Origin of the sequence: Vibrio sp. A2-1 (genome assembly GCF_021728355.1) — a bacterium.
GTDB lineage: Bacteria > Pseudomonadota > Gammaproteobacteria > Enterobacterales > Vibrionaceae > Vibrio > Vibrio splendidus_K.
Genome location: NZ_JAKKCO010000002.1, coordinates 160,965 through 183,451 on the forward strand (window position 1 = coordinate 160,965; position 22,487 = coordinate 183,451).

Consider the following 22,487-nt stretch of genomic DNA (forward strand, 5'->3'; position numbering starts at 1 on the left):
AAAAAAACCAATCGAACAGATTTAAAGAAGATCAAATCTAAGCCCACATTTACTATGCACTCTTAATCTTATTGGCTTTAACCGCTCAGTTGGTATGGAAAGAGTATAAATCGATCCTGTGAATATAAACCGTGATCAAACCCAACAAAGAAAGCGCTTTCTTATGCGTGAGTCACAAAAACCCAAGATGTTAAGTATTTTGTTTGAACAATTATGGAACTAAGTAAAATATCACTGACCACATAATAAGAACGTATCGATCCGTTCAATCACGCAGAATTTGCCTCGAGCACATAAACGATTTCCTCCCGCAAAAATCATCGCAAAAAAAAGGGAACATACATAGTATGCTCCCTTTCTATTCAAGCTTTGATTAAAAGTAACTAGTTAAAAGGCTTACTTTTCAAATCGAATATTGTCTAATTTAAAACTCATTTCTCCTTGAGGCTCAAACACTAAAAGATTAGTGATCACTGTAGGATCAGCTTGATTCCCACCAGCAAAACGGTTGTCTCTCTTTAAAATGTCAGCTATTGGAATACGTACCGTCTTCCATTCATTCATTACTGATAGCGGCACGGTATAGTCACTTGTTTTCGGCCAGCCACTGTCCATCTTAACCAGTAGTTCAACCCCATCAGCCATACTCTCAACTTTCAAATCAAAGACCAGTTCACCCGTTTCTTGCCAATGTGTCACATCCGTTACAGGAGAACGAAAATAGATATTTCCTGCTCCTTGACTCTTATTCACTTGTAGTACTGTTCCACGATTTGGTTCGGTCAGTTCTTGATAGTCAACAATATCCAATGGGTCATAACTTGCATAAGCCAAGCTTGCGTTAAGAGTTTCGGTAAAAATCTCCAACGTTGGTCCATCGGCATAACTATCATCGGTTGCTAAGATCTCTGGAGCTTCGTGCCCGATTACTTGTATTGCGTGTTCAGAACGACTTGCACACCCTTTTCCTTTCCAACGATCAACCTTACAACGGTAAACCTTTACTGAATCAACTAGCATTGTTTTCGGAAACAAACCTTCGTCGATTCCTTTATCATTTGCGTTTGCTGACCACGCCCCACCGACAGCCAAGTTCAATAACAAATGAAACTTTTCATCAAACGGAGCTGCTCCACTCGCATTAATGAGTTTCCCTTCTTCCGCTTCATATTGGCTGTACCAACCCTCTTGAGTTTGAGTCGCGTAATGAATATTGTCTACATACCAACGAATTTCACCTTCTTCCCACTCAATCGCGTATGTATGGAAGCCATCAGTAGGGTTCACACCATTTGGCAATATCGCGGCCTGCCCTTTATAAACATTGTCTGGCCAATTTCGTCCGTAATGTAACGTCCCATAGACTCGGCTCTCTAGATCATCATTTTTCGCTCCCGCCGCATCTGAAAGTGTGTTTAGGTTAACCGCTTCCATAATATCGATTTCGCCAGAAGCTGCCCATGAGCCATATTTATTATCGGTTGGCAGCATCCAGATTGCGGGCCATGAACCTTGTCCACCAGGTAACTTTGCTCTGATTTCATAACGGCCATATTTATTGTCACGCTTGTCTTTGCTGCTCAATCTCGCAGAGGTATAAGGAAGAGTCTTCGTTGCTCCACCAAGCGAGCCTTCAGCATTATCAGGCCCTGTATGACTTTTCTTCAGCGCGACAATGTGTAAAAGGCCATCTTTAACAAACGCGTTATTCGGATCATCCGTATAGCACTGTTGTTCATTGTTCCCTCCTCCCCAGCAGTTCGCTTCTAATGACCAATTGCGTTTATTTATTTGCTCACCGTTAAACTGGTCTTCCCACACCAATTGCCAATCAGAGCTTGAAACAACCGGTAAATGGGATAGCACAATCGGCTTTTCGGTTTGAGCTAAGTCGGCACTGCCAGAAGCCGGTAGTTCTACCGTCGTACAACCGGACATCAATGCCGCGGTAGTCAAAGACGCTAATATTTTTACCTGAGTGTTGAGATGTTGCATTACAGCTCCTTGTATCACGACCTTCCAAACAGGCGACACGTAATATGGGTGCCCCATAAAGATAAAATCGATTAATGAGTGACTTACGAACATGACACGGAGATACCATGCTCGCCTTTATGAAAATGAGTATATAAAAGTGCCTAGCGTTAAAAAGAGACCAAGATCACCCAAAGAAAGCGCTTTCTTGTTTGATTTCACATTTTGTTAAAATTGATTGTAATTCGAGCAGAACCCCAATTAAATTTCATTGCGGATCGATGAATTAATTTCCTAAGAGGCTTATATTTACTGGTGTCTTTTTAAAAAATATCTGTTCAATACTCAAAAAGTACGTTTTCTTTGATAACAGCACCAAAGAAAACGCTTTCTTGATATTTTATGGTGTCTATGAAAATATCCGTTATCTTACTTTGTATGCTTAAGAATTAAATTAAGCGTTAAGCAGTTCAGAGTTTTCAAATATTAATCATTGGATTACTAGGCTCGTGCAAACCACAAAGGTAATATAGCTTAGTTAACTCCTAATAGAGATAAGGCCACTACCATTGATCACCATTAAAGAAGTATCTGAACTTGCTCAAGTTTCTCAATCAACCGTCTCAAGAGCATTGAATGGTCACCCTACGGTAAAAGAGGCCAATCGCGAAAAAGTATTCAAAGCGATTGAGCAGTTAGGTTACAAACCGAATGCATTTGCCCAAGCTCTAGCATCTAGCCGTTCAAATAGTATCGGCATGTTAGTCGGCTCACTTGATGGCCCTTTCTATGGCCCATTAATGCACACGGCTGAAGATACTGTTCGCCAGAGCAATATCCACTTGATCGTTACCAGTGGCCAAGAATCACGCACCAAAGAGCTAGACTCCATCCAGTTTTTGCAATCTAAACTTGTGGATGGCCTCATTGTTCACTCAGACAAGCTCAGTGATGACGAACTGATCAAAATAGCGAAAGGCAGTGAAACAATGATTGTTCTCAACCGTTTTATTCCTGAGATTTCTGATCGCTGTATTTACATTGATAATGAGCTTGGTGGCTACCTTGCAACGAAGCTCTTACTTGAAAACGGGCATAAAAAAGTCGCTTGTATCACAGGCCAGTTGAGTAAAGTTGATAGTAGAGATCGCTTTCAAGGGTATCGAAATGCATTGTTAGAGTTCGGAATCGAATACAATGCAGGGCTGTTTGTAGAGGGGCGCTTTGATCATCAAGGCAACCACGACGCTGCACGACGCTTGTTAGATCGAGACCCGGAGATCACCGCAATTTTCTGTCAAAACGATAACATTGCACTTGCGGTATATGACGTAGCAGCAGAGCGAAACCTCATTATTGGGCGAGACCTTTCGGTCGTAGGCTTCGATAACGATACTCATAGCCAGCATATTCGTCCTCGCTTATCGACGGTCGACTTTCCTGTCCATGAAATGGGAGAAGAAGCTGCAAAAGGTGTTTTATCGTTAATTAATAAACGCGACTACCCATTGAAGCACAAATTAACCCCGACATTGATTGTAAGAGAGTCCGTGGCCAAGCTTTGATTTTCGTAAATTAAACACCCTATTTTTACAATTATAAGAAAGGCTCTAAGTATTCACTTAGAGCCTTTTTATTTCACTTTAAACTAGAATTAGCGTAACTGGTGCTTTGACAATACGACAACAACTTTCTCAATGAGGCCACTACGAGAAAAGAGCTGTGAAGCCATTTCACGATTTAGCGTTAACGATGCAAATACCTCACTTGATCCGTCTTTAAACTGAACTTCAATACCCTGTGTTGGCTCATCATTGAGTTGGTAAATAAATGGTACCTGACAGTAAGTAAACGCCAGTTGCCCAGCCTGAACAATAAAGCTCTGCATTTGTCCTTCAATATTTTGGCAGTCAAAAGTCGCCGCTTTTTGCAAGAACTCTTTAGGACTAAGAAGTGATGGGTTGATTACAATTGTGCCATCAACGACCTCTAGACCTAGCTCTCCAAAACGGGTAATCACTTCCTCCTTAACTTGCCCTGTCATCCCTGGCTGCTGTGCTCCAGAGTGCTTTGGCGTATGAGAATACGGATCCGTCGGAAACGCACCGTAGTTTTCCGGCGTTTTGTTGAAGCCAATACCAGCTCTCACTTTGTAATAGTAATCCGCTAATTTCAGAGTTTCCTTACTATTAGAATCCATACTCCAAGCATGCTGATAATTTTCTTGCACAGCTAGCAGCAACTTAGAAACCATATGCCAATAGATACAACCTAAACCCTCATAACCAAACATGGTGCCCGAACGCCCAGTAAAAGCTTTATGGTTGAATACACGCTCATACAAACTAGATACATGACAAAATTCATCATCACTAATTGACGGGTAATCGGCTTTAATTTCATCAATCGCAGTCTGAAGGAAACCTTTGTTTTCAAAACTTGAATTGAAATGGTAAGAACCTTTGCTGTCTTGGTTTACTAATCTGTTATCTTTGGCAACAACCATCATGCTTAACAATTTGCTCTGATCAATGTCTTTAGCGTCTAAACAGTTTTTGTCCATAAAAGAAGCCAGCTCGCGGTCAGGGTAAAGCATGAAGCTATTTTGATCAGCACGATACATATCACTGGCAAACAATTTATCCAACAACTCAACCGCTTGTTTAGGTGATAATAGACCCGAACTTAATACTGCAACCTGTCCTTCTAGCATCGGGTAAAGCTCTTCAACCATTAAGCTCTCACCAGAACAACTCAAGATGTTATACGCATTATACAAACCGTCTTCACGCAAGTTGTTTGTAATCGTAGAATCCAGGATTTTTAAGCTCGCGCCCATCAATTGAACAATCGCTTCTTTCTCAACTTTCGTTTTCCCTGAAAATCCATTTACTCGGTAAACACGCTCACGATAGTTAGCAGCAGATTTAGCCAGCTTAGTCAGCATTGCTTTGCGAGTTTGACGAGTTACCGTATCTTGACGAATCTCTGTATTTGCCTCTGAAACAATCTGTGTAACAGAAGACATCCACTCAAACACTTCTTTGGAAATACTGTATGAAGATGGTGACTTCTCTAACAGGCGCTGCATAAAGGCAACATAGCGACGCATGTAGTACAAGGTTACCATTGACAGACCGTTGCCAACGATAGCGTTGTTTGCATCATTCCATTCTGGACGTTGTGTATTGAGCCAAATACCACCATCAAGCACTAAGTTACTCAATTTCGCCAACAAAGGTACGAGTATCTTCTCCATTAAGTTGACCATATAAACTTCTTGGTCACCCGTCATCAACAAGCGACCGTCACTGCCTAAACTCTTGACACGTTGCTCTGTCAGTTCCTGCAGGTCTTGGTTGAACTCTACGGTATCTTTAGGGTTATCAAAGAGACCTTGCACTCCACAAAGCTCATAAGGCACATTGGCATAACTAAAAATGTCACTTTCTAGTAATTCGATAAGATCGCTTTGCTCAAATTTGTCTGCCAGCTCAAGGAATTTTAATAGATAGATGATTTGATGATCGCCCCAGTAACCAATGTTACTCCAAGGATCATCCGCCTCTAACAGCTCCCAATCTACACCATCTTTAGTGATTCGATACGGATTGTAGCCGTCCACCGTTGAAGCATTAACAAACTTAGAGATGAATGATTTGATGAACCCAGGATAACTAAGAGCCATCGCTTCCCAGTTTTGGAAAATATCACGCCAGTTGCCTTGATAAGAAAGTAAGCGTTCGCCATTTTCATCTTTGAGCTTAATCTCATAGTGGTTCCAAGGGCGACTAGGGTCACCATGACGACGTCCAAAAGTAAGCGGTAGATACTCGTAGCTCAATCGAACTAATTGAGAATCTCCTGTCGCTTTAGCGCGCGAAACTAATTCGGAATGGCTGAAAACCTCCCCTAACTGTTCAAAAAAGTCTTGATGGCGGCCAACTACCTGAGAGTTGGCCTTTTCCATAGTTTTAACTACGTCAGCCTTTTCTAACATATAGCCGTTTTCAAACACGCCACCACGCATGTTATTGAACAACACATTGGCATAATGGTGAACGCTTGTATTTTCTTCAGCTGTTATTTGCCACGCATCCGCGCCAGACATCAATGTGATCAATTCATTTTGATTATCTGCAATGCTCTTTTCTAAAGCTAATACTAGGTTAGCAGGAGCAGAGAGCTCAGATTGAAGCTGACAGATATCGGAATGAGTCTTGTCTATATCAGCGACAATCGACCAAACTTTGGTTTGATGTGCTCGCAGTGTCAGAGACTTATGAACTAAATAGCTTCCTCTAATCCCTTTAGTCAAAGGCTCACTTTCAATCGGTCGCCCTTTTCTAAATGCATTCACCTGAGTGCTAGTCAGTAAAATTTGGCTAGTTTCTGTTTCTAAACTAAAGACTGTCGTCGCCAGCAAAGATTCAGCAGGGTCCGCTCTATCGCTCAATTTGGCATACATGCTGAATAGTGCTAATGAACTACCATCAACTTGCTCATTCCACTTGTACGCATCAACTAATGCGCTTCTTGTTTGGAGTGCTGATAGTGGAGCGCCTGAAGGTAGTATATTTTGTAAGCCATCTAGCGCTTCAACTTTACGCTCGAAGCTCGCTAAATTGGTCAGCTTTGAACGACGAATAAAGCCGTATTTCTCGCTCGTATTCCAGCTGTATTGGAATTTCAGTTGCAAAGTATGGTTTGTTTCTTCAAATACGATCTTGTCTCCAATCGTATTTTTGTAAAGGTTACGTTCAACCTGGAAAATCCCATCATGAAACGTGTTGAACGGTTCCCAAAGTACAACCTTGTCACCGTGTTCAATGCGAAACATGGATTTCGACCCGGTATTTTCAGCGTTTTCATGAATATGGTCGACAGACTTATAAGGGAAAAGCGCATTTTCCGGACGAATGCGTCCTGCTGAAAGGCTGCCTGTCGATGAAATAAATAACCAGTGATCGCTCGACGATACAACGCTAATAAAAAACGGCGTCATTTGGTCAACATTAGAGATTTGGTAGTAACGCTCACCATCTAAATCAACGAACTTACCATCGACTTCAGATGTGAAATTATTGTCTTTTTTCATATCAAAATTCCAAAAAAATTCTTACTCTTAAATTTTTGAAAGCGCTTTCTTTTGCGTTTCAAAAAAGGATTAAAGGTTTATAGGTGATGACAGCGAGCAAAATGCTCTTCTGCAATTTGAGTCGGTTCTGGGATCGATTGCGTGCAAAGCTTATCGGCTTTCATACAACGGCTTGCGAACGGGCAACCGACACTACTTGGCTTCCAAGAAGGGATATCGCCCTTTTTCACATTCATATCGCGCTTACCTGATTTACCGACTTCAGGTACCGCTGAAAGCAACAGCTGAGAATATGGGTGTTGTGGATTCTGCGTTACATTGTCGCTATTGCCCCACTCCACCATATGTCCAACGTACATAACTGCCGTTTTCTCAGCAAAATAACGCGCCGTCGCGATGTCATGAGTAATGTACATAAACGAAATACCATGCTTATCTTTCAAGTCAGCCATTAGGTTTAAGATGCCTAATCGAACGGACACATCAAGCATTGAGATAGGCTCGTCCGCCAATATAACTTCAGGACTCACTGCAATTGCACGTGCGATAGCCACACGTTGTCGTTGTCCACCACTCAATTCATGGGGGTACTTCTCTGCTGTCTCTTTTACTGGCGTCAACCCAACCATTTCAAGGAGTTCATAAACAAGGCTAGGAACCGCATCTTTTTCTGCTCGCTTATGAATAAGTAATGGCCGCGCAATATGGTGGTAAATCGTGTGTACAGGATTCAACGAACCAAACGGGTCTTGAAAAATCATTTGCACTTGGCGTGCATATTCAAGCTCACCATGTTTTTCAATATAGTCAGATAATGGCTCGCCCTTAAATTCAATATCCCCAGCAGTTTTATCGTAAATGCGAGTAAGAATTCGAGCACCAGTACTTTTTCCAGAACCAGATTCGCCAACAATCGCTAATGCTTCTCCTTTTCGAAGATCAAATGAAACATCATTAACCGCTCGCATCATGTTGCTTTTCACTGACTGGCCAAGTGGAAAATCTTTTACCAAGTTCTTAACTGATAAGATAACTTCGCTTTTATCAACGTTATTTAAAGTATTCATAATCTTTCGCTCAAACTAGATGACAAGATACGTGATGCCCAGTCGCAACTGTGCCTAAACGAGGTTCACTTTTGATGCACATTGAAATGCATTCGCCACATCGCTCTTGGAAGTTACATCCCTGAGGAGTGTCGAGTAGGTTGACGGGATTTCCAGGGATCCCATACAAGCGTTCTTTTGGCCCATGAATAGTCGGGAATGAAGAGATAAGCCCTTTGGTATAAGGATGCTTGGGGTCACTAAATACCGTTTTAGCATCGCCTAACTCAATAAGGTTACCCGCATACATCACGCCAATTCGATCAGCAATCTCACCCATCAAACTTAAGTCATGGCTAATAAATAGAATGGAGAAACCAAACTTACTCTTAAGCTCATACAGTTCATTCAATATTTCACGTTCAACAACCACATCGAGTGCCGTCGTTGGCTCGTCCATGATGATCAGTTTAGGCTCCAACGCCAATGCAATTGCGATAACAACACGCTGGCGCATTCCCCCACTCAGTTGATGGGGAAAGCTCGACATTCTATCGCCGTGCATCCCGACCGTTTCTAATAAATCAACCGCACGCTCATGAGCTTGCTTATAAGGTGTCTTTTTATGCGCGAGAATAACGTCCGTTAACTGCTCACCAATAGTAATGACAGGGTTAAGTGAGTTCATTGCGCTTTGAAAAACAATAGAAACGTCATTCCAGCGGAAGTCACGTAACTGCTTGTTATTCATTTTTAAAACATCTTGCCCTTTGTAAAGTATCTCGCCTTCAGAGATAAGGGCTGGTGCTTTATGGAGCCTTGATATTGCAAAAGCCAATGTACTTTTACCGCAACCAGACTCACCAGCAATACCGAGCGTTTCTCCGGGCGCAATGGAAATACTTACGTCGTTTACGGCTCTCGCTACACCATTAGGAGAAACGTAATCAACACACAGATTATTAATTTCTAGTAGCTTGCTCATTATAAACCTCGGCGTTTGTCTGCTTCTTTTTTAAGTTTGTGCCACAATTTGATGTGTGGGCCCGTACGTAATTTAGGGTTGCTCACTTGGTCAATGGACATGTTAATCAGTGCTAATCCACCACCAGTAATCGCTAACGCTAATGCAGGAACCATCATTTCCCACCATGCTCCGGTATATAGCGACGAAGATGTCTGTGCCCAATACAACATTGAACCCCAACTCACTTCCGTTGCATCACCTAAACCTAAAATACCAAGACCAGCTTCAGACCCCATTGCGTAGATAACCGTGCCAAGGAAGCCACCAAAAACAATCGAAACTAAGTTAGGTAAAATCTCGACTAAAATAATACGAATTTTTGATTCACCCATAACCTCTGCAGAAATGATAAATTCTTTGCTTCTAATTGCCATGGTCTGTGCACGAATTACCCTCGCCCCCCAAGGCCAGGAGGTTATTCCTAACAACATAGTGATAACCAACGAACCGACTTGCCCTAAGAATGCAGCGAGAACAATCAGCAAGGGTAGCTGCGGAAACACGAGAAATACGTTAGTAATAAAGTTCAAGCGCTCATCAATTTTTCCGCCAAAGTAGCCAGAAGAAACGCCGACTAAAACTGCGATAGTCATTGCGATTACGCCCGCAGAAATCGCGACAGTCAGTGACTTTCTCGCCCCAAAAAGAACTTGGCTATACACGTCTCGTCCACTACGAGTTGTGCCCATAATATGTTCAGCACTTGGTGCTTCATGCGGGCGCGCAACACGCTTTTCGGGATTGTGCGTTGATAAAACAGGGGCAAATAGTGCACCAGCTAAAACTATCGTAAGTAAAAAAGTACCGATGATTGCTGGTGGGTTACCGTAAAAAAAAGCATAGGCTTTACCTAATGTTTTCTTTACATTTTTCCACGACCATTTCGGCTCTCGTGCCGGTATATTTGTTCGCTTCGAAATTTTTTGAGTGTCAATTAAATTATCCATGATGTGCCTCAATTCGAAATTCGTGGATCAAGCCAGACATACAGTAAGTCGGCGATAAAGTTAGCAACAAGCACTGCGGTCACTAAAATAAGAAGAATGGCTTGAATCAAAGGATAATCTCGCGCCACAATTCCCTTAAGAAGAATGTTGCCCAAGCCTTGGTAGTTAAAGACCACTTCGGTCATGATTGAGCCAGCGAATGAGAAGCCGATTGCCATAGCAATAGCGGTCGCGACAGGAAGAATGGCATTTCGACCAGCGTATCGAGACATCACACGATAGCTGCTCAAGCCTTTGGCCTCAGCCATCGTCACGTAATCCTCTCCCAAGACATTGATCATCGCATTACGCATATTGAAGACCCATGTTGCGATTCCAACCAAGACCATAGAGCCCATTGGAAGCACAGCGTGTTTAGCCACACTAGAAACAAATTCCCACGTAAAACCGGGCTCAAGTGACGGGTCATAAGTGTAAGCCAAAGGTAGTAAATCTAACTTTAGACCGAAGAAATAGAACAACAGTAACGCGGTTACGATATACGGAAAGTTGCTAATAAAAGCCAAGACTGGAGGAACAATTTGCCCAAACAGCCCTTCACGTCGATATGACGCATAAGTTCCAATACTGACACCGATGATGAGAGCGACAATGAGCGAACCAAGCGCCAGAAACATAGTCCACGGCAGTGCCATAGCAAGCACATCAGAAACACTAATAGGAAACATCAAAATAGACGGCCCCAAATCAAGCGTAAATACACTCTTCATATATGCAAAGTATTGTTCGAAAACATTACCATCAACAAAACCATACATCTCACGAACCGCATCCATCTGAGCAGGATCCATACGACCTTGAGCAGCAGCAAACAGAGCATCTACTGGGTCACCAGGCATTAAACGAGGCAACATAAAGTTAAACGAGATAGCAATCAGAAAGGCTGTGAAATAAAAACCGAATCGACGAAACAGAAATGACATAAATATCTTTTAACCTAAGAGCCGCAACTTACGTTACGGCCAAATTAGAAATAACTTACTTAAGGTGTAGGTTGTTGAGAATGATTACTCGCTTACCACCGTCGTACCATACTGGTTGTACGTATGGGTTCTCAGCGCTAGGCCAACCGACAATGTTCTTAGTGCTGTACTGGAACCAAGTCGGGTTAGAGAACAGAGGAATAAACGGAAGATTTTTAGCCGTAAATTCTTGAAGCTCACTCAACACTTCTTCTTGCTGTTCAGCGTCACCAATTTTGCCGAAGCTATCGATCAATGCATCGATCTCTGGTGAATTAACGCCATGACCAGCATGCCAAGTTTTCCCGATACGTGATGTCGAGAAGTACTCTTGATAAGCCAAGATTGGGTTAGTCGCAACCATTGACCAGTTGATAGACATTGTGTATTTACTGTCTTTCAAGTTGCTATCATAGACAGACCAGTCAACCGTTTTAATATTCGCTTTTACACCAACCTCTTCGTAGTACTCAGATACCATCTGAACAACTTGAATCCAGTCAGTCCAACCCGCAACGACTTCAATGTCGAACTCAAATGCTTCGCCATTTTTCTTTTCACGGAATCCATCCCCGTCTTTATCGACTAGACCAACTTCGTCAAGTAAGGCTTTCGCCTTTTCAGCGTCGTATTGTGTCAGATCCGCGTATTTAGCAGATACAGCTTTGTCGATATGCGTTTCGTAAAGCTCAGCAATACCACCAGCATTGTAGTTAGGCGTTGGGTAGCCGTAAGCTGCAATATCGACGATAGTTTCACGGTCAAGTGCCATAGATAATGCTTGGCGAACGCGAAGATCATCAAAAGGCGCTTCTTTAGTATTTACGTAAAGATGAATCGCATCGTTAGCGGGGTACCAGAAATGATGGTTTTCTTTATCAACACCAACAAACGTTGACTCAACGTCAGCGATAAAGTTTGAACCCCAATCAATTTCACCTTTAATTAAGGCCGGTTGGATTTGAGAGTTATCATTGTAAGAACGGAAGTTCACACAATCTAGGTACGGGCGGTTCTCTAGGTAGTAATTAGGGTTTCGGCATAGCTCCATCTGTTGCGGCTTGATGTATTTAACTGTGGTCATTGGGCCACTGCCTACTGGGTTCAAGTTGGTGAACGTTGTCAGCTCTTCAACTTTCGACCAAATATGCTTCGGTACAACGTGGTAGCGCTCTAGGTTCCAAGCGAAAGTAGAATCAGCTTCCGCCAGTGAGAAGACAACGGTTCTCTCATCAGAAGCAGTAACTTCTTGCAGGTTACCCGCTGACCAAATACCTTTTTGGTCAAATGCTGGAGCGTCTTTAGTTAGCATAAAGCTAAACACAACGTCTTCTGCTGTTAGTTTAGTACCATCAGACCACTTCAGGTTTTCACGAAGTTTAAGAGTTAGTGTCTTAAGATCTTCTGAAAATTCAACTGATTCAGCTAATCGGTAATCAACATCACCCGTCATATTGTTAAATACAACTAGAGGTTCAAACATCACACCGTGAAGTAGGTCTTTAGTTGTGTACGGGTTGAAGTTTTCAACAAAGCCAGTATTGATAATTGGCACCGTTAGCGTACCGCCCTGCTTTACTTCATCTGCTTGTACAGATGCTCCAAATAAAGCTCCAATAGCGAGCGAAGCAATCAATGTCTTTTTGTGCATCACGTTGTCCTTTTTAATGATAATAACCAGAAAGAAAGCGCTTTCTTTTAACTTTAAAAAAAGGGGGTGCTTTAGTATTTACTATCGGTTACTCATCTCAAGAAACCGCTTTCTTTAGGTGGATAATAAGCTGATTCTATGATTCTTCAACTTACAATTGAATGAAACGAACCATAGATCACAAATTTAAAACAGACAGAGAGCGGATATATATAACAGTGCCATTCATCACATTAATTACCAACATAACAATAAAAACCTTATAAAACAGTAAATTAAATAAAAACCAAAGTGACCTCATCATGAATACTGATCATCTATTTTCTTTGTCATTTATCAGCTTGTACGCTTTCTCAAATAGTCTTTTCATCACCGTTCTCCATTTTCATAATCTCCAACTATCTATGCTCCTCTCAAAAATTCAAGAAAGCGCTTTCTTGATTGTTAAACCTATGACAGCATATCAAGATTAAAATATGAGTTAGCCCTTAGGACAGATATGTTTAACTTTTGGAATGGCAATAAATCAAATAAAAGACAGCACTACGAATTCGAACTGATCCGCAGCTTATTGAATTGGAATTCAAATGAATCTGTTGTCGTTCACGACGACAAGACCGATTTTCCGAGAGCAGAGGATGAGGGGAATATATTCAACAAGGATTATGACGTACTCGTTACAGTCGCAGGGAACAAAAAATTTGCAAACAAACCTTTAATCAAGCTCAACTCTCCAATTTGCAAAGGATTGCTTGGGCACCGTATTTTAGTCGTTCGGGAACAAGATCAACCTACATTCCATCATATCCATAGTGATCAATTGAAATCACTGACAGCTGGAGTTCCGGCGACATGGGCTGACGCTGAGCTGTTTAGAGCAAATGGATATCGAGTACTAGAGCAAGGAACGTTACCAGAGGTTCTTAAACTTCTCTCAGATAAAAAATGTGATTATGTGTCACTCGGCGCCAATGAAGTAAAAAGTATATACCAAGAACACGCAAGCTTGCTGGAAGAGCTAACGATAGAAGAAAGCATCTTGCTTTATTACCCTCTTCCCTTGGTCTTTTATGTACACCCAGACAAAGTGCAATTTGCACAATTATTGGATGATAAGCTTCAAGACTTCATGTTAAGTGGTGAGTTTGATTCACTGTTTAACCAGCATTTTGGAAATGTGGTGAGCTCAACTGGACTAGAAAGCCGCAAGATCATTAACCTCACCAATCCAGAGTTGCCTGACGAGTTTGGATCATTTCAGTCTCAATTCGCCTCATAAACATAAATGGTCAAGACAATAGAGCCCTAACTTGTCCCAAATCCATCGAAAAGTTACGAAAACAACACAATGACCCTCGAAACGATCTTAATCTAGGGTCATTGAGCCAGAGTAGAGGCTACATTATTAACTACGTACATTTATAGATAACGATGAATACTCAAGTCATCAGTTTTGATATCACTACTTGAGCCGCTGACCACGCCTGCCAAGATCTTTCCTGATCCACACGCCATCGTCCAACCCAAGGTTCCGTGCCCCGTATTAGTAAACAAATTCTTGATTGGAGTTTTTCCGATAATAGGTGTGCCATCTGGCGTCATTGGTCTTAGTCCTGTCCAATACTCTGCCTTAGAAAAATCCCCGGCTTGAGGAAAGAGGTCTTTGATCACCATATCAATCGTGGCTTTACGTTTTTCAGGAATGAGATAATCAAAACCAGCAAGCTCTGCCGTACCCGCAATGCGAATGCGGTCATCAAAACGCGTCATCGCCACTTTGTAGGTTTCATCCATCACGGTAGAGGTCGGTGATTTATCAGCATTCACGATAGGCAATGTCAGCGAATACCCTTTGACTGGATAGACAGGAATAGACAGGTCTACTTGCTTCAACAGATCACGAGAATAACTGCCAGACGCGACTACGTAAGCGTCCGCTTTGAAGTCACCTTGAGTCGTGGTAATACTTACAATGGTTTGATTCTGATGATTGAGCTTGACCACTTCAGTATCAAACACGAACCTAACACCGAGTTGCTTGGCTTTCTCAGTTAAGGTTAAACAGAATTGATGGCAATCACCGGTTTCATCATGTGGTAAATACAGGCCACCTACGAGCTTATCTTTCACGTCTGATAAACCAGGTTCGATGGATAGGCACTGCTCAACATCAAACAACGAGTGCTCAATTCCACTTTCTTTAAGCAGCTTCATATCTTGCTGAATGAAATCCAATTGCTTCTCGCTTCGAAACACTTGCAACGTCCCTTTCTGTCTGCCCTCATAAGCCAGTTCTTCACTGGTTCTTAGCTCAGTCAGACAATCACGACTGTAATTTGCGATTCTCAGCATGCGCGATTTATTCTGTGCGTATTTGGCTTCATTGCAGTTGGCGAGCATCTTAGACGCCCAAGAAACCAATTCAGGAGAAAGTGACGGTTTCACTTTTAATGGCGCATGTTCTTGGGTGAGCCACTTCATCGCTTTTAAAGGGATACCGGGGGCGGCCCATGGGGAGGAGTAGCCGTAAGAGATTTGGCCAGCATTCGCAAAACTGGTTTCCTTACCACTGCTATCTTGACGATCGATAACCGTCACCGAGTGACCTTCTTTCGCCAGGTACCAAGCACTGGTCAACCCAATAACACCGCTGCCAATTACAATAACTTCCATTCTCTTCCCCTAATACCTGACAAAGCTAAAACCTGTCGAACACAGCTGTCAGTCTAAAACTCGTTTCGTTAATGCTTTGTAACTTATTCCGCATATGTTGACTTAACAATAGAGATAGCGTTGACAAAAACTCAATTCTACTTAAAAACGAATTCGGCAGCTTGGAACTGTGACATTGGCGGTATTTGGGAGCTTGGGAGCTTGGGAGCTTGGGAGCTTGGGAGGGATCGTTACATAAATCTACTATGCCTAGATATTGTAAGCGTCATGACTCAAGAAAGTGGCGTTTTCAAGTAAGAAATCTAACAAGGTTTCGGCCTGTAGCGTGAGTGCGCGGCCTTTCAAAGATTGAACCTTAACGGTTGCCTTCGATAAGATATCCAACTCGGTCGCAACCACTTCAATCTGTCCGGACTTTATCTCATCGATCACGGTGAGTTTGGGCATAAAGGTTACACCCAAACCTGCTGAAACAAAGTTAGTCAGTGCGGTCACCGAGTTAGTTTGAAGCTTTGGCTGCAAGGTAAGATGGGAAATTTGTTCGGCCTGCTTTACCAGCCTCCCCATGCCTGTCGAGTTATCGATCAAGGCGAGAGAAGCATCTTTAATATCTCGTAGTGTCACAGGTGCACTTTTCAGCGTAAGGAAGTGTCCTTTCGGAGCAATCAATTCGAGTGGATGGCTGCGTTCAACGTGGGAGTGCAGTTTAGGATGTGGAGCAGAAGCATAGGTTATCGCAAAATCTATCTGTTGATCTTCCAACATCTTGACAGCGTCCAATGCCCCAGCAATCTCAATAGAAAGGTTGATATCAGGATAACGAGTCATGAAGGTTTGCATCGGCTTTGACACCAAGTTGGTAATAAATCCTTCACCGATGGCAATGCTGACATTGCCTCCTTTGAGGTTTTTAAGCTTGGTTAGTCGAGCAAGCACTGCAGCCTCTCCACGAACAATGGAACGGTAGTAATTCAGCAGTTCATTACCCGCTTCGGTTAACAGTGATTGGCGGTTATTGCGCTCCCATACTTTCATTTCCGCTTGCGCTTCTAACTGTGTCAGCATTCTACTCATCGCGGCAGGGTCAACGTTCATCATCTTAGATGCCTTACGTAACGACCCATATTTCGATAAAGCATTAAGGTATTCCAGCGCGCGGATATTAAAGTGGTGCATTCAACTTCCTTTTGATTCAACTGACACTTAATTAAGCGTCTCACAAATTTGCTGCGAACATGTATCCCAATTTATCAAGATCGTGTTTGCACTTACTAACTTGTGCACCGAGTCACTGCCAAGCCAAAGGTTGAAGGAATATTCATATTATTTAGTTTGCTGTAAATAATACAAAGGCGACAACTTTCGTTATCGCCTTTGTAGTCATTATCTCGATGTTAATCTCAAGCTGTCAATAACCAGTCACGTCACCTACAGACCAACAAAGAAACTGATCACTAGCGCGTTGATCAAATCAACAAAGAAACCACACACTAATGGCACCACAATGAACGCTTGTGGGCTTGCGCCATAGCGGTGAGTTACCGCGGTCATGTTAACAATCGCAGTTGCGGTCGAGCCTAGAGTGATACCACCGAAGCCTGAACATATCACCACAGAATCGTAGTTTCTTCCCATCAAGTAATAAACGACAAAGATGGTAAACAACAGCGAAAGCAGGATCTGGATACTCATGACAACAGAGATATAGCCAAACAGTCCATCGAGATCCCAGATACGCAGCCCCATCAAGGCCATGGTCAAGAACATGCCTAAACAGATGTCAGAGATCATCGCTAAGCCTTTGCGGCCTTGGGCTATTTTCTCTTGTGTACGGCGCTTCTTGAACAATGCTCGACCAATATTTCCAATGAGGATACCGGCAATTAAGCAGCTTACGAATAACGGGAGTTTTAAGCCCATCGAGTCGATAACTTCGCTCAGGCTGTAACCGAGCATCAATGTTAAGTTGAGAATCAACCACGCCCACAAGACACCGTAATGGCTCAATTCAGTGCGAGTTTCACTTTCTTGGTACGCACCAACTGTCACTTCTTCTTCATTGGATGGACTCACTTTGTGCTTGTTTAGTAGGTAGTTGGCAATTGGGCCACCAATCACACACGCCGCTATCAAACCAACCGTATTTGACGCAACACCTAGCTCTAGCGCGTTAGCAATACCAAACTCTTCCACAAACATTGGCGCCCACGCTAACGTTGTACCTACGCCACCGATTAAGCTAACAGAGCCCGATAACAAACCAGCTTTAGGATCCATTCCAAAGCCAGAAGCTACAGCCATCCCGACCACGTTTTGCAGAACGATAAAGACGGCAGCAAGAAACAATAGAATGAACAACGGTCGCCCACCCTTAATCAGTGTCTTAATATCCGCTTGGAGTCCGATACCAGCAAAAAAGTAGAGAAGTAAAAAGTCTCTGACATCTAGGCTAAAGGTGATTTGGATTTCAAAAATATAGTAAAGCGCCGCTACGGTCGCAGCACAAACCAAGCCACCAATCACAGGCTCTGGTAATGAATACTTTCTTAATACTTCAGATCGTTCAATCAAACCTTTACCGATAAACAGTAATGAAATCGCGATAGTAAAAGAGAGCATTGGAGAAACTAGGGTTTCTGTCATGGGGGAATGAATTCCTAATAGTTAGATTATTAATAATATTTCGTACTATTAATAATCTAGATTCATGCCAAAAGATCAAGCGTTTATCGATGACAAAAACACCAAATATGGTTCAATCTGCGACAGCATTAATAGAGGAAATAACTATAAAGGAATGATTAAAGGAACTGATACTAGGGATGAATGTAGATGAAGTGAAATATAGGGGCTCTAAAACGAGAAAACCCCAGCATTTCTGCTAGGGTTTTGAATAGTGGTGGAAGGATGGGGATTTGAACCCCAGATACGCTATAAACGTATACTCGCTTTCCAGGCGAGCGCCTTAAGCCACTCAGCCATCCTTCCACAAATTGTGTGTTGAGCTTGTGACTCAACGAGGCGCTACTTTATTGATTCTGCTTGCTTTGGTCAAGGGGCATTGTCAAAAAAAGTGCCTTTTTCAGTTTGTTCGATTACAAATTAACTCATTAGATCAAAAACAAACCAAATTTCATTCTTTCGCTGCACTTACGCTTGTTGGTAGTAGCCCGGAACTCGAAACCATTTACGGCACATATCTAAGAAGTAACCGTACAGCACGCCCATACCGCATGAGATCACAGCGTTACTGGTTACAGCCGTAACGATCTGGTCGCTTGAAGCACCAACCGCCAATAAAATACCAGCATACACAGGTGACTGGAACAACACGTAAGCTAAAAGGTCAGAAATATTCTTCATCAACGAACTTTGTGAAAGCTTTGCACCATTACGCAAGAACCAATCACGAAAAACACCATAAGGCCAAGCGATAGCAATGTTTACTGGGATAGATAACGTTCGAGAAGCGAGAGACTGCTCAAATGTCATACCAGAAATAAACACTTCTACGATCATGCCTGAAATAAAACAGAAAACGACCATAGCAAATGTATCCGCAGCTGCGTTTCGAATACAGAATGGACCACGAGACTTCATTGACGTTAACCTAAAATATATCACTGCCTATTGAGTGAATTAGCAACATATAAACAAGGTGTATTTACACCCTACCAGATAATGTCGCTATTAAACCATAAGACTAGCAGTCATACATTTCAAATTAGAAATCAAGTTGTAAATTAACAACCAAAAACCACTTAAAAAGCAGTCACTTTCACCAAAAAACCACACCAAGGTCAAATAATAGACAATTCGTTATTTACTTTCTGTAATTAAACAACATCTAGGCCATAGGTAAATTTACAGTAATGATATTGATGACATCTTGTGTAGGTGGTACTCCTAAAGAAACCTGCTCTAGCGCTTTATCGACTTGTTCAGTAAGTTCAGCGTTGTTCATAGGTTCAACGTGGACACGTAGGCTCTCTAGTGCAAATTGAATCAGTTCTAGGTTGTTGTCTTCTAGCGCCACATACAGCGTCACTAACAGCTCTTCGGTGTTATCTTTATTTCGCAGATCAGGTTTAGGCAGTGACTCACTTTTACTTTTCGAGTTGTGTTTTTTTTCATCCTGGCTTTCGAGAGCATCCGCTTTTACTTCATGGTATTGGTAAAGCTTATTTGAATAGCGGAACAACGCGTCATCCAGTTCACGCTCATCAATCGGCTTAGCGATAATGTAGTCCACACCCGCCCCGAGCATACGTTCGCGAGTCTCTTTAAAGACATCAGCCGTACAACCAAATACCAGTACCGATGACACATCACCTATCAAAGCACGAATCGCAGTGGTTGATTCAACGCCATCCATCACAGGCATATGGTTATCCATGAGTACCAAATCAAAGCGCTCGGCAACCACTGCTTGTATTGCAAGTTCGCCATTTTCGACGCTCTTACAAGTGAAACCTTTGCTGCTCATGAAGGTTTCAATGATCACCGTATTCGTTCGGTTATCCTCGACAATCAATACTTTTAAGCCTGAGTAGTCCAACTTCTTATGTGGCAAACTCTCTATCTCACCAGGCTGACATGGTTGAATCTTCAATCGAACATCAAAGCTCGTGCCTATCCCTTCTTCACTGGTAACGGTAATACTGCCATCCATCAATTGGGCAATTTTCTTCACTATCGCTAAGCCAAGGCCTGTACCGCCAAAACGTCTTGTGGTCGAAGACTCCGCTTGTTCAAATGGTTTAAAAATACGCTTTTGAGCTTCTTTAGAGATACCAATTCCGGTGTCGCGAACTCGAATACTAAGATAGGTGTCACTCCCCTCTACGACTTCTTTCAGGTACACCTCGACAAATCCTCTGGAAGTAAACTTCACCGCGTTGTTCAATAGATTAAACAAGATTTGTCGTAGACGTGCTTTATCTGAGAAGTACCAACGACCAGAAGGCACCTCAGAGTACACTTTGAATTGCAGCCCTTTCTCGGAAGAGAGTGTGTAGTAGACACTGTTGATACTGCCGATGATCGAATCGAGTGGGAAGCGAGTCTCATCAAGATCCAGCCTTCCCTGCTCGATCTTCGAAAAGTCTAAGATCTCGTTGAGTAAGGTCATCATGTGATCACCGGACTCATACAAACTCTTAAGATGCTTCTCTTGTTCAGAATTTAGAGGCGTTTTAAGCAGGATCTGAGCAGTACCTAATACCCCATTCATAGGGGTGCGAATTTCATGTGACAGGGTCGCAAGAAAAGCAGTTTTAGCATTAGTGGATGCCTGAGCTTTAACCTTTTCCGCTTCAAGATAAATGGTCTTTTCGTTGAAGGTTTTAATCAAATGACCGATTTCGTCATCACTTGAGTAGTCAACATCGATGATTTCGCCTGCTTTCGAACTATCTACCTGTGCGGCAATCGTTGTAATTGGGCTAATCAAATAGCGGTTCAATAAGTAGTAACCCGCCATCACACAAAGTAGTAATAGCGGAACAATACCGCCCTCAATACTCATCACCTGACGAAATACTTCGTCTGCTACACGTGACTTAGAATTAACCACATCCACTTGCCAACCGAAATCACCAAATTGATTGCTACTGATATAGATCCCTTCAACGAGATTGAAGTTATGCGAAACCAACACTTGATTGAGTTTATCTCTGAGCATAATGCCAAGATTGTATTCTTCGGCGTGGTTCTTGATAAAGCCTAGCAACTCTTCAAGCGAGAGATCCACCGTCGCAACGCCAGCAAAAATGCCGTCGTAATAATAAGGCGATGAAGCAGTAATCATTCGAACGTGTGTGTATGGGTCGATATACACATCGCTCCAAGAGATGGTTCCTTGTTTTTTGTTGACTACAGAGGTGTACCAATACTCTTCTTGATAAGGAACATTTTTAGGATTGTTGTAAGAAAACAGCTGATCAATTTTTCCATCGTCGGCTTTATTGAAAAAGTGGCTGTTAAGACGCTTTTTAGAGTCAAGCGCATAAGGTTCAGGCCAAATTCCGGCACTGACGATCGTATCGTCACTCGCCGCCAACATCGACTTAAAGAGCGGAATAACATCATCAGTGTTGTGATGTGCTTGAGCAAAGCCAACTAGACTATCTACAAAGCCTTGAGAGCTGCTGAGTGGCTCTGTAATCAATGCGGATAAAAGTTGTGTACGCAAGTCGAGGTTTTGTTGTAATTTGGCGCGCACAGGGGATTCTACGACGTAATACGTCACACTACCGACAATGGCAATAAACATCGCAAGGTATAACCCAAGCGCTACCATACTTTTTTTCTTTAAAGACGACCGTATCTGCATAATTCTTTTATTGTTTTCTTTTCTGTTAAACCTAGTGTTTATCATCCATGACATCAAGCCTTTTTAGATTGAAGCTTGATTGGCACAAGTTCATTGGTACTATAAGCGCAAATATGTTCCCTTTTACGGTACCTCACTTTGACTTTACAAGATATTCTTGCGCTTCCAGAGTTGGAAGGAAAGCTAATCACAGAACACAAAACAATGGGCTTTGTCACTGCAATGGCAGCGGCACCTAATGTGTTAACCCCTCATGAGTGGCTGCCGTTCTTATGGGGTGGTGAAGAAGTCGCACCTTTTACGGATGGTGAGCAACTAGAGAGCTACATTGAAGTTATCATCACGCTTTGGAATAAAACACGTCCTGAGCTAATTGAAGGAACGTGGGGGTGGCCTGAAGCTTGCCAATTGGATGATGCAGAAGTGGTGAATACCGCTGCTCGCGATTTCTGTGAAGGCTTGCTTCAAGGATGGCAGATCGCCCGTGATGACTGGGAAACATTGATGCCTGAAGAGAGCGAAGACAACGCACTCGTGGGCGGCGTGTTACTTTCACTGAGCATGCTTTACGATCCAGAAACGTCAATTGCAACACTTGCAGAGCAAGGCATCGAAGGCCTAGAGCAATTTGAAGAGATCTTTAACGCTGTTCCTGTAATGCTTTGCGGATTAACGCAGCGTGGTATTGCACTGGCTGAAGCTCAATAAAAGTTAG

15 protein-coding genes and 1 tRNA gene are annotated in these 22,487 nt (G+C 42.5%); 3 read left to right on the forward strand and 13 right to left on the reverse strand.

Annotated features, from left to right (window positions below; translation table 11 throughout):
- Positions 1-396: 396 nt before the first annotated feature.
- On the reverse strand, positions 397-1,995 hold the full coding sequence (locus L3V33_RS08435) for a glycoside hydrolase family 16 protein (RefSeq protein WP_237290236.1): 1,599 nt from the start codon (positions 1,993-1,995) through the stop codon (positions 397-399).
- A gap of 548 nt (positions 1,996-2,543) precedes the next feature.
- On the opposite strand from L3V33_RS08435, the gene L3V33_RS08440 reads away from it, so the two are divergent.
- Entirely contained in the window at positions 2,544-3,539 is a 996-nt protein-coding gene (locus tag L3V33_RS08440; RefSeq protein ID WP_146455857.1) for a LacI family DNA-binding transcriptional regulator, read from the forward strand.
- A gap of 89 nt (positions 3,540-3,628) precedes the next feature.
- Here the strand turns inward: L3V33_RS08440 and L3V33_RS08445 are convergent, their stop codons facing one another.
- The 6 genes from L3V33_RS08445 to L3V33_RS08470 form a co-directional block, all read right to left on the reverse strand.
- A complete protein-coding gene (locus L3V33_RS08445) occupies positions 3,629-7,072 on the reverse strand; it encodes a hypothetical protein (protein WP_237290237.1) in 3,444 nt (1,147 codons plus the stop codon).
- Positions 7,073-7,149: 77 nt separating this feature from the next.
- Positions 7,150-8,139, reverse strand: a complete 990-nt coding sequence (locus L3V33_RS08450; protein WP_054547312.1) for an ABC transporter ATP-binding protein — start codon at positions 8,137-8,139, stop codon at positions 7,150-7,152.
- A gap of 10 nt (positions 8,140-8,149) precedes the next feature.
- Entirely contained in the window at positions 8,150-9,103 is a 954-nt protein-coding gene (locus L3V33_RS08455; protein ID WP_054547311.1) for an ABC transporter ATP-binding protein, read from the reverse strand.
- Positions 9,103-10,092: an ABC transporter permease gene (locus tag L3V33_RS08460; protein WP_054547310.1), complete on the reverse strand. Its 990-nt coding sequence runs from the start codon at positions 10,090-10,092 to the stop codon at positions 9,103-9,105. The genes L3V33_RS08455 and L3V33_RS08460 overlap by 1 nt, the downstream gene beginning before the upstream one ends.
- Before the next feature lie 8 nt (positions 10,093-10,100).
- Positions 10,101-11,075, reverse strand: a complete 975-nt coding sequence (locus tag L3V33_RS08465) for an ABC transporter permease (RefSeq protein WP_048659636.1) — start codon at positions 11,073-11,075, stop codon at positions 10,101-10,103.
- A 55-nt stretch (positions 11,076-11,130) separates the two neighbouring features.
- Positions 11,131-12,765 carry an ABC transporter substrate-binding protein gene (locus tag L3V33_RS08470; protein WP_054547309.1) on the reverse strand — a complete coding sequence of 545 codons (1,635 nt, stop codon included), beginning with the start codon at positions 12,763-12,765 and terminating at the stop codon, positions 11,131-11,133.
- Between the two features lie 499 nt (positions 12,766-13,264).
- On the opposite strand from L3V33_RS08470, the gene L3V33_RS08475 reads away from it, so the two are divergent.
- Positions 13,265-14,044 carry a transporter substrate-binding domain-containing protein gene (locus L3V33_RS08475; RefSeq protein WP_171309088.1) on the forward strand — a complete coding sequence of 260 codons (780 nt, stop codon included), beginning with the start codon at positions 13,265-13,267 and terminating at the stop codon, positions 14,042-14,044.
- Between the two features lie 140 nt (positions 14,045-14,184).
- Here the strand turns inward: L3V33_RS08475 and L3V33_RS08480 are convergent, their stop codons facing one another.
- The 6 genes from L3V33_RS08480 to L3V33_RS08505 form a co-directional block, all read right to left on the reverse strand.
- Positions 14,185-15,438, reverse strand: a complete 1,254-nt coding sequence (locus L3V33_RS08480) for a D-amino acid dehydrogenase (protein WP_237290238.1) — start codon at positions 15,436-15,438, stop codon at positions 14,185-14,187.
- Positions 15,439-15,687: 249 nt separating this feature from the next.
- On the reverse strand, positions 15,688-16,614 hold the full coding sequence (locus L3V33_RS08485; RefSeq protein ID WP_065204878.1) for a LysR family transcriptional regulator: 927 nt from the start codon (positions 16,612-16,614) through the stop codon (positions 15,688-15,690).
- 252 nt (positions 16,615-16,866) lie between these two features.
- On the reverse strand, positions 16,867-18,081 hold the full coding sequence (gene gltS / locus L3V33_RS08490) for a sodium/glutamate symporter (RefSeq protein ID WP_237290239.1): 1,215 nt from the start codon (positions 18,079-18,081) through the stop codon (positions 16,867-16,869).
- 254 nt (positions 18,082-18,335) lie between these two features.
- Positions 18,336-18,426, reverse strand: a tRNA-Ser gene (locus L3V33_RS08495).
- Between the two features lie 162 nt (positions 18,427-18,588).
- Positions 18,589-19,038 (reverse strand): L-alanine exporter AlaE, encoded by a 450-nt coding sequence (locus tag L3V33_RS08500; protein WP_017105736.1) that lies wholly within the window; start codon positions 19,036-19,038, stop codon positions 18,589-18,591.
- Between the two features lie 247 nt (positions 19,039-19,285).
- Positions 19,286-21,739 carry a hybrid sensor histidine kinase/response regulator gene (locus L3V33_RS08505; protein WP_237290240.1) on the reverse strand — a complete coding sequence of 818 codons (2,454 nt, stop codon included), beginning with the start codon at positions 21,737-21,739 and terminating at the stop codon, positions 19,286-19,288.
- Positions 21,740-21,910: 171 nt separating this feature from the next.
- On the opposite strand from L3V33_RS08505, the gene L3V33_RS08510 reads away from it, so the two are divergent.
- On the forward strand, positions 21,911-22,480 hold the full coding sequence (locus L3V33_RS08510) for a UPF0149 family protein (protein ID WP_102541105.1): 570 nt from the start codon (positions 21,911-21,913) through the stop codon (positions 22,478-22,480).
- The last annotated feature ends 7 nt before the right edge of the window (positions 22,481-22,487 follow it).

Excerpts from the sequence above, each read along its gene's own strand:
- L3V33_RS08435 (WP_237290236.1), bottom strand. The coding sequence starts at position 1,995 with ATGCAACATCTCAACACTCAGGTAAAAATATTAGCGTCTTTGACTACC.
- L3V33_RS08465 (WP_048659636.1), bottom strand. The coding sequence starts at position 11,075 with ATGTCATTTCTGTTTCGTCGATTCGGTTTTTATTTCACAGCCTTTCTG.
- L3V33_RS08455 (WP_054547311.1), bottom strand. The coding sequence starts at position 9,103 with ATGAGCAAGCTACTAGAAATTAATAATCTGTGTGTTGATTACGTTTCT.
- L3V33_RS08445 (WP_237290237.1), bottom strand. The coding sequence starts at position 7,072 with ATGAAAAAAGACAATAATTTCACATCTGAAGTCGATGGTAAGTTCGTT.
- L3V33_RS08470 (WP_054547309.1), bottom strand. The coding sequence starts at position 12,765 with ATGCACAAAAAGACATTGATTGCTTCGCTCGCTATTGGAGCTTTATTT.
- gltS (WP_237290239.1), bottom strand. The coding sequence starts at position 18,081 with ATGACAGAAACCCTAGTTTCTCCAATGCTCTCTTTTACTATCGCGATT.
- L3V33_RS08475 (WP_171309088.1), top strand. The coding sequence starts at position 13,265 with ATGTTTAACTTTTGGAATGGCAATAAATCAAATAAAAGACAGCACTAC.
- L3V33_RS08460 (WP_054547310.1), bottom strand. The coding sequence starts at position 10,092 with ATGGATAATTTAATTGACACTCAAAAAATTTCGAAGCGAACAAATATA.
- L3V33_RS08500 (WP_017105736.1), bottom strand. The coding sequence starts at position 19,038 with ATGAAGTCTCGTGGTCCATTCTGTATTCGAAACGCAGCTGCGGATACA.
- L3V33_RS08450 (WP_054547312.1), bottom strand. The coding sequence starts at position 8,139 with ATGAATACTTTAAATAACGTTGATAAAAGCGAAGTTATCTTATCAGTT.
- L3V33_RS08485 (WP_065204878.1), bottom strand. The coding sequence starts at position 16,614 with ATGCACCACTTTAATATCCGCGCGCTGGAATACCTTAATGCTTTATCG.
- L3V33_RS08505 (WP_237290240.1), bottom strand. The coding sequence starts at position 21,739 with ATGGTAGCGCTTGGGTTATACCTTGCGATGTTTATTGCCATTGTCGGT.
- L3V33_RS08480 (WP_237290238.1), bottom strand. The coding sequence starts at position 15,438 with ATGGAAGTTATTGTAATTGGCAGCGGTGTTATTGGGTTGACCAGTGCT.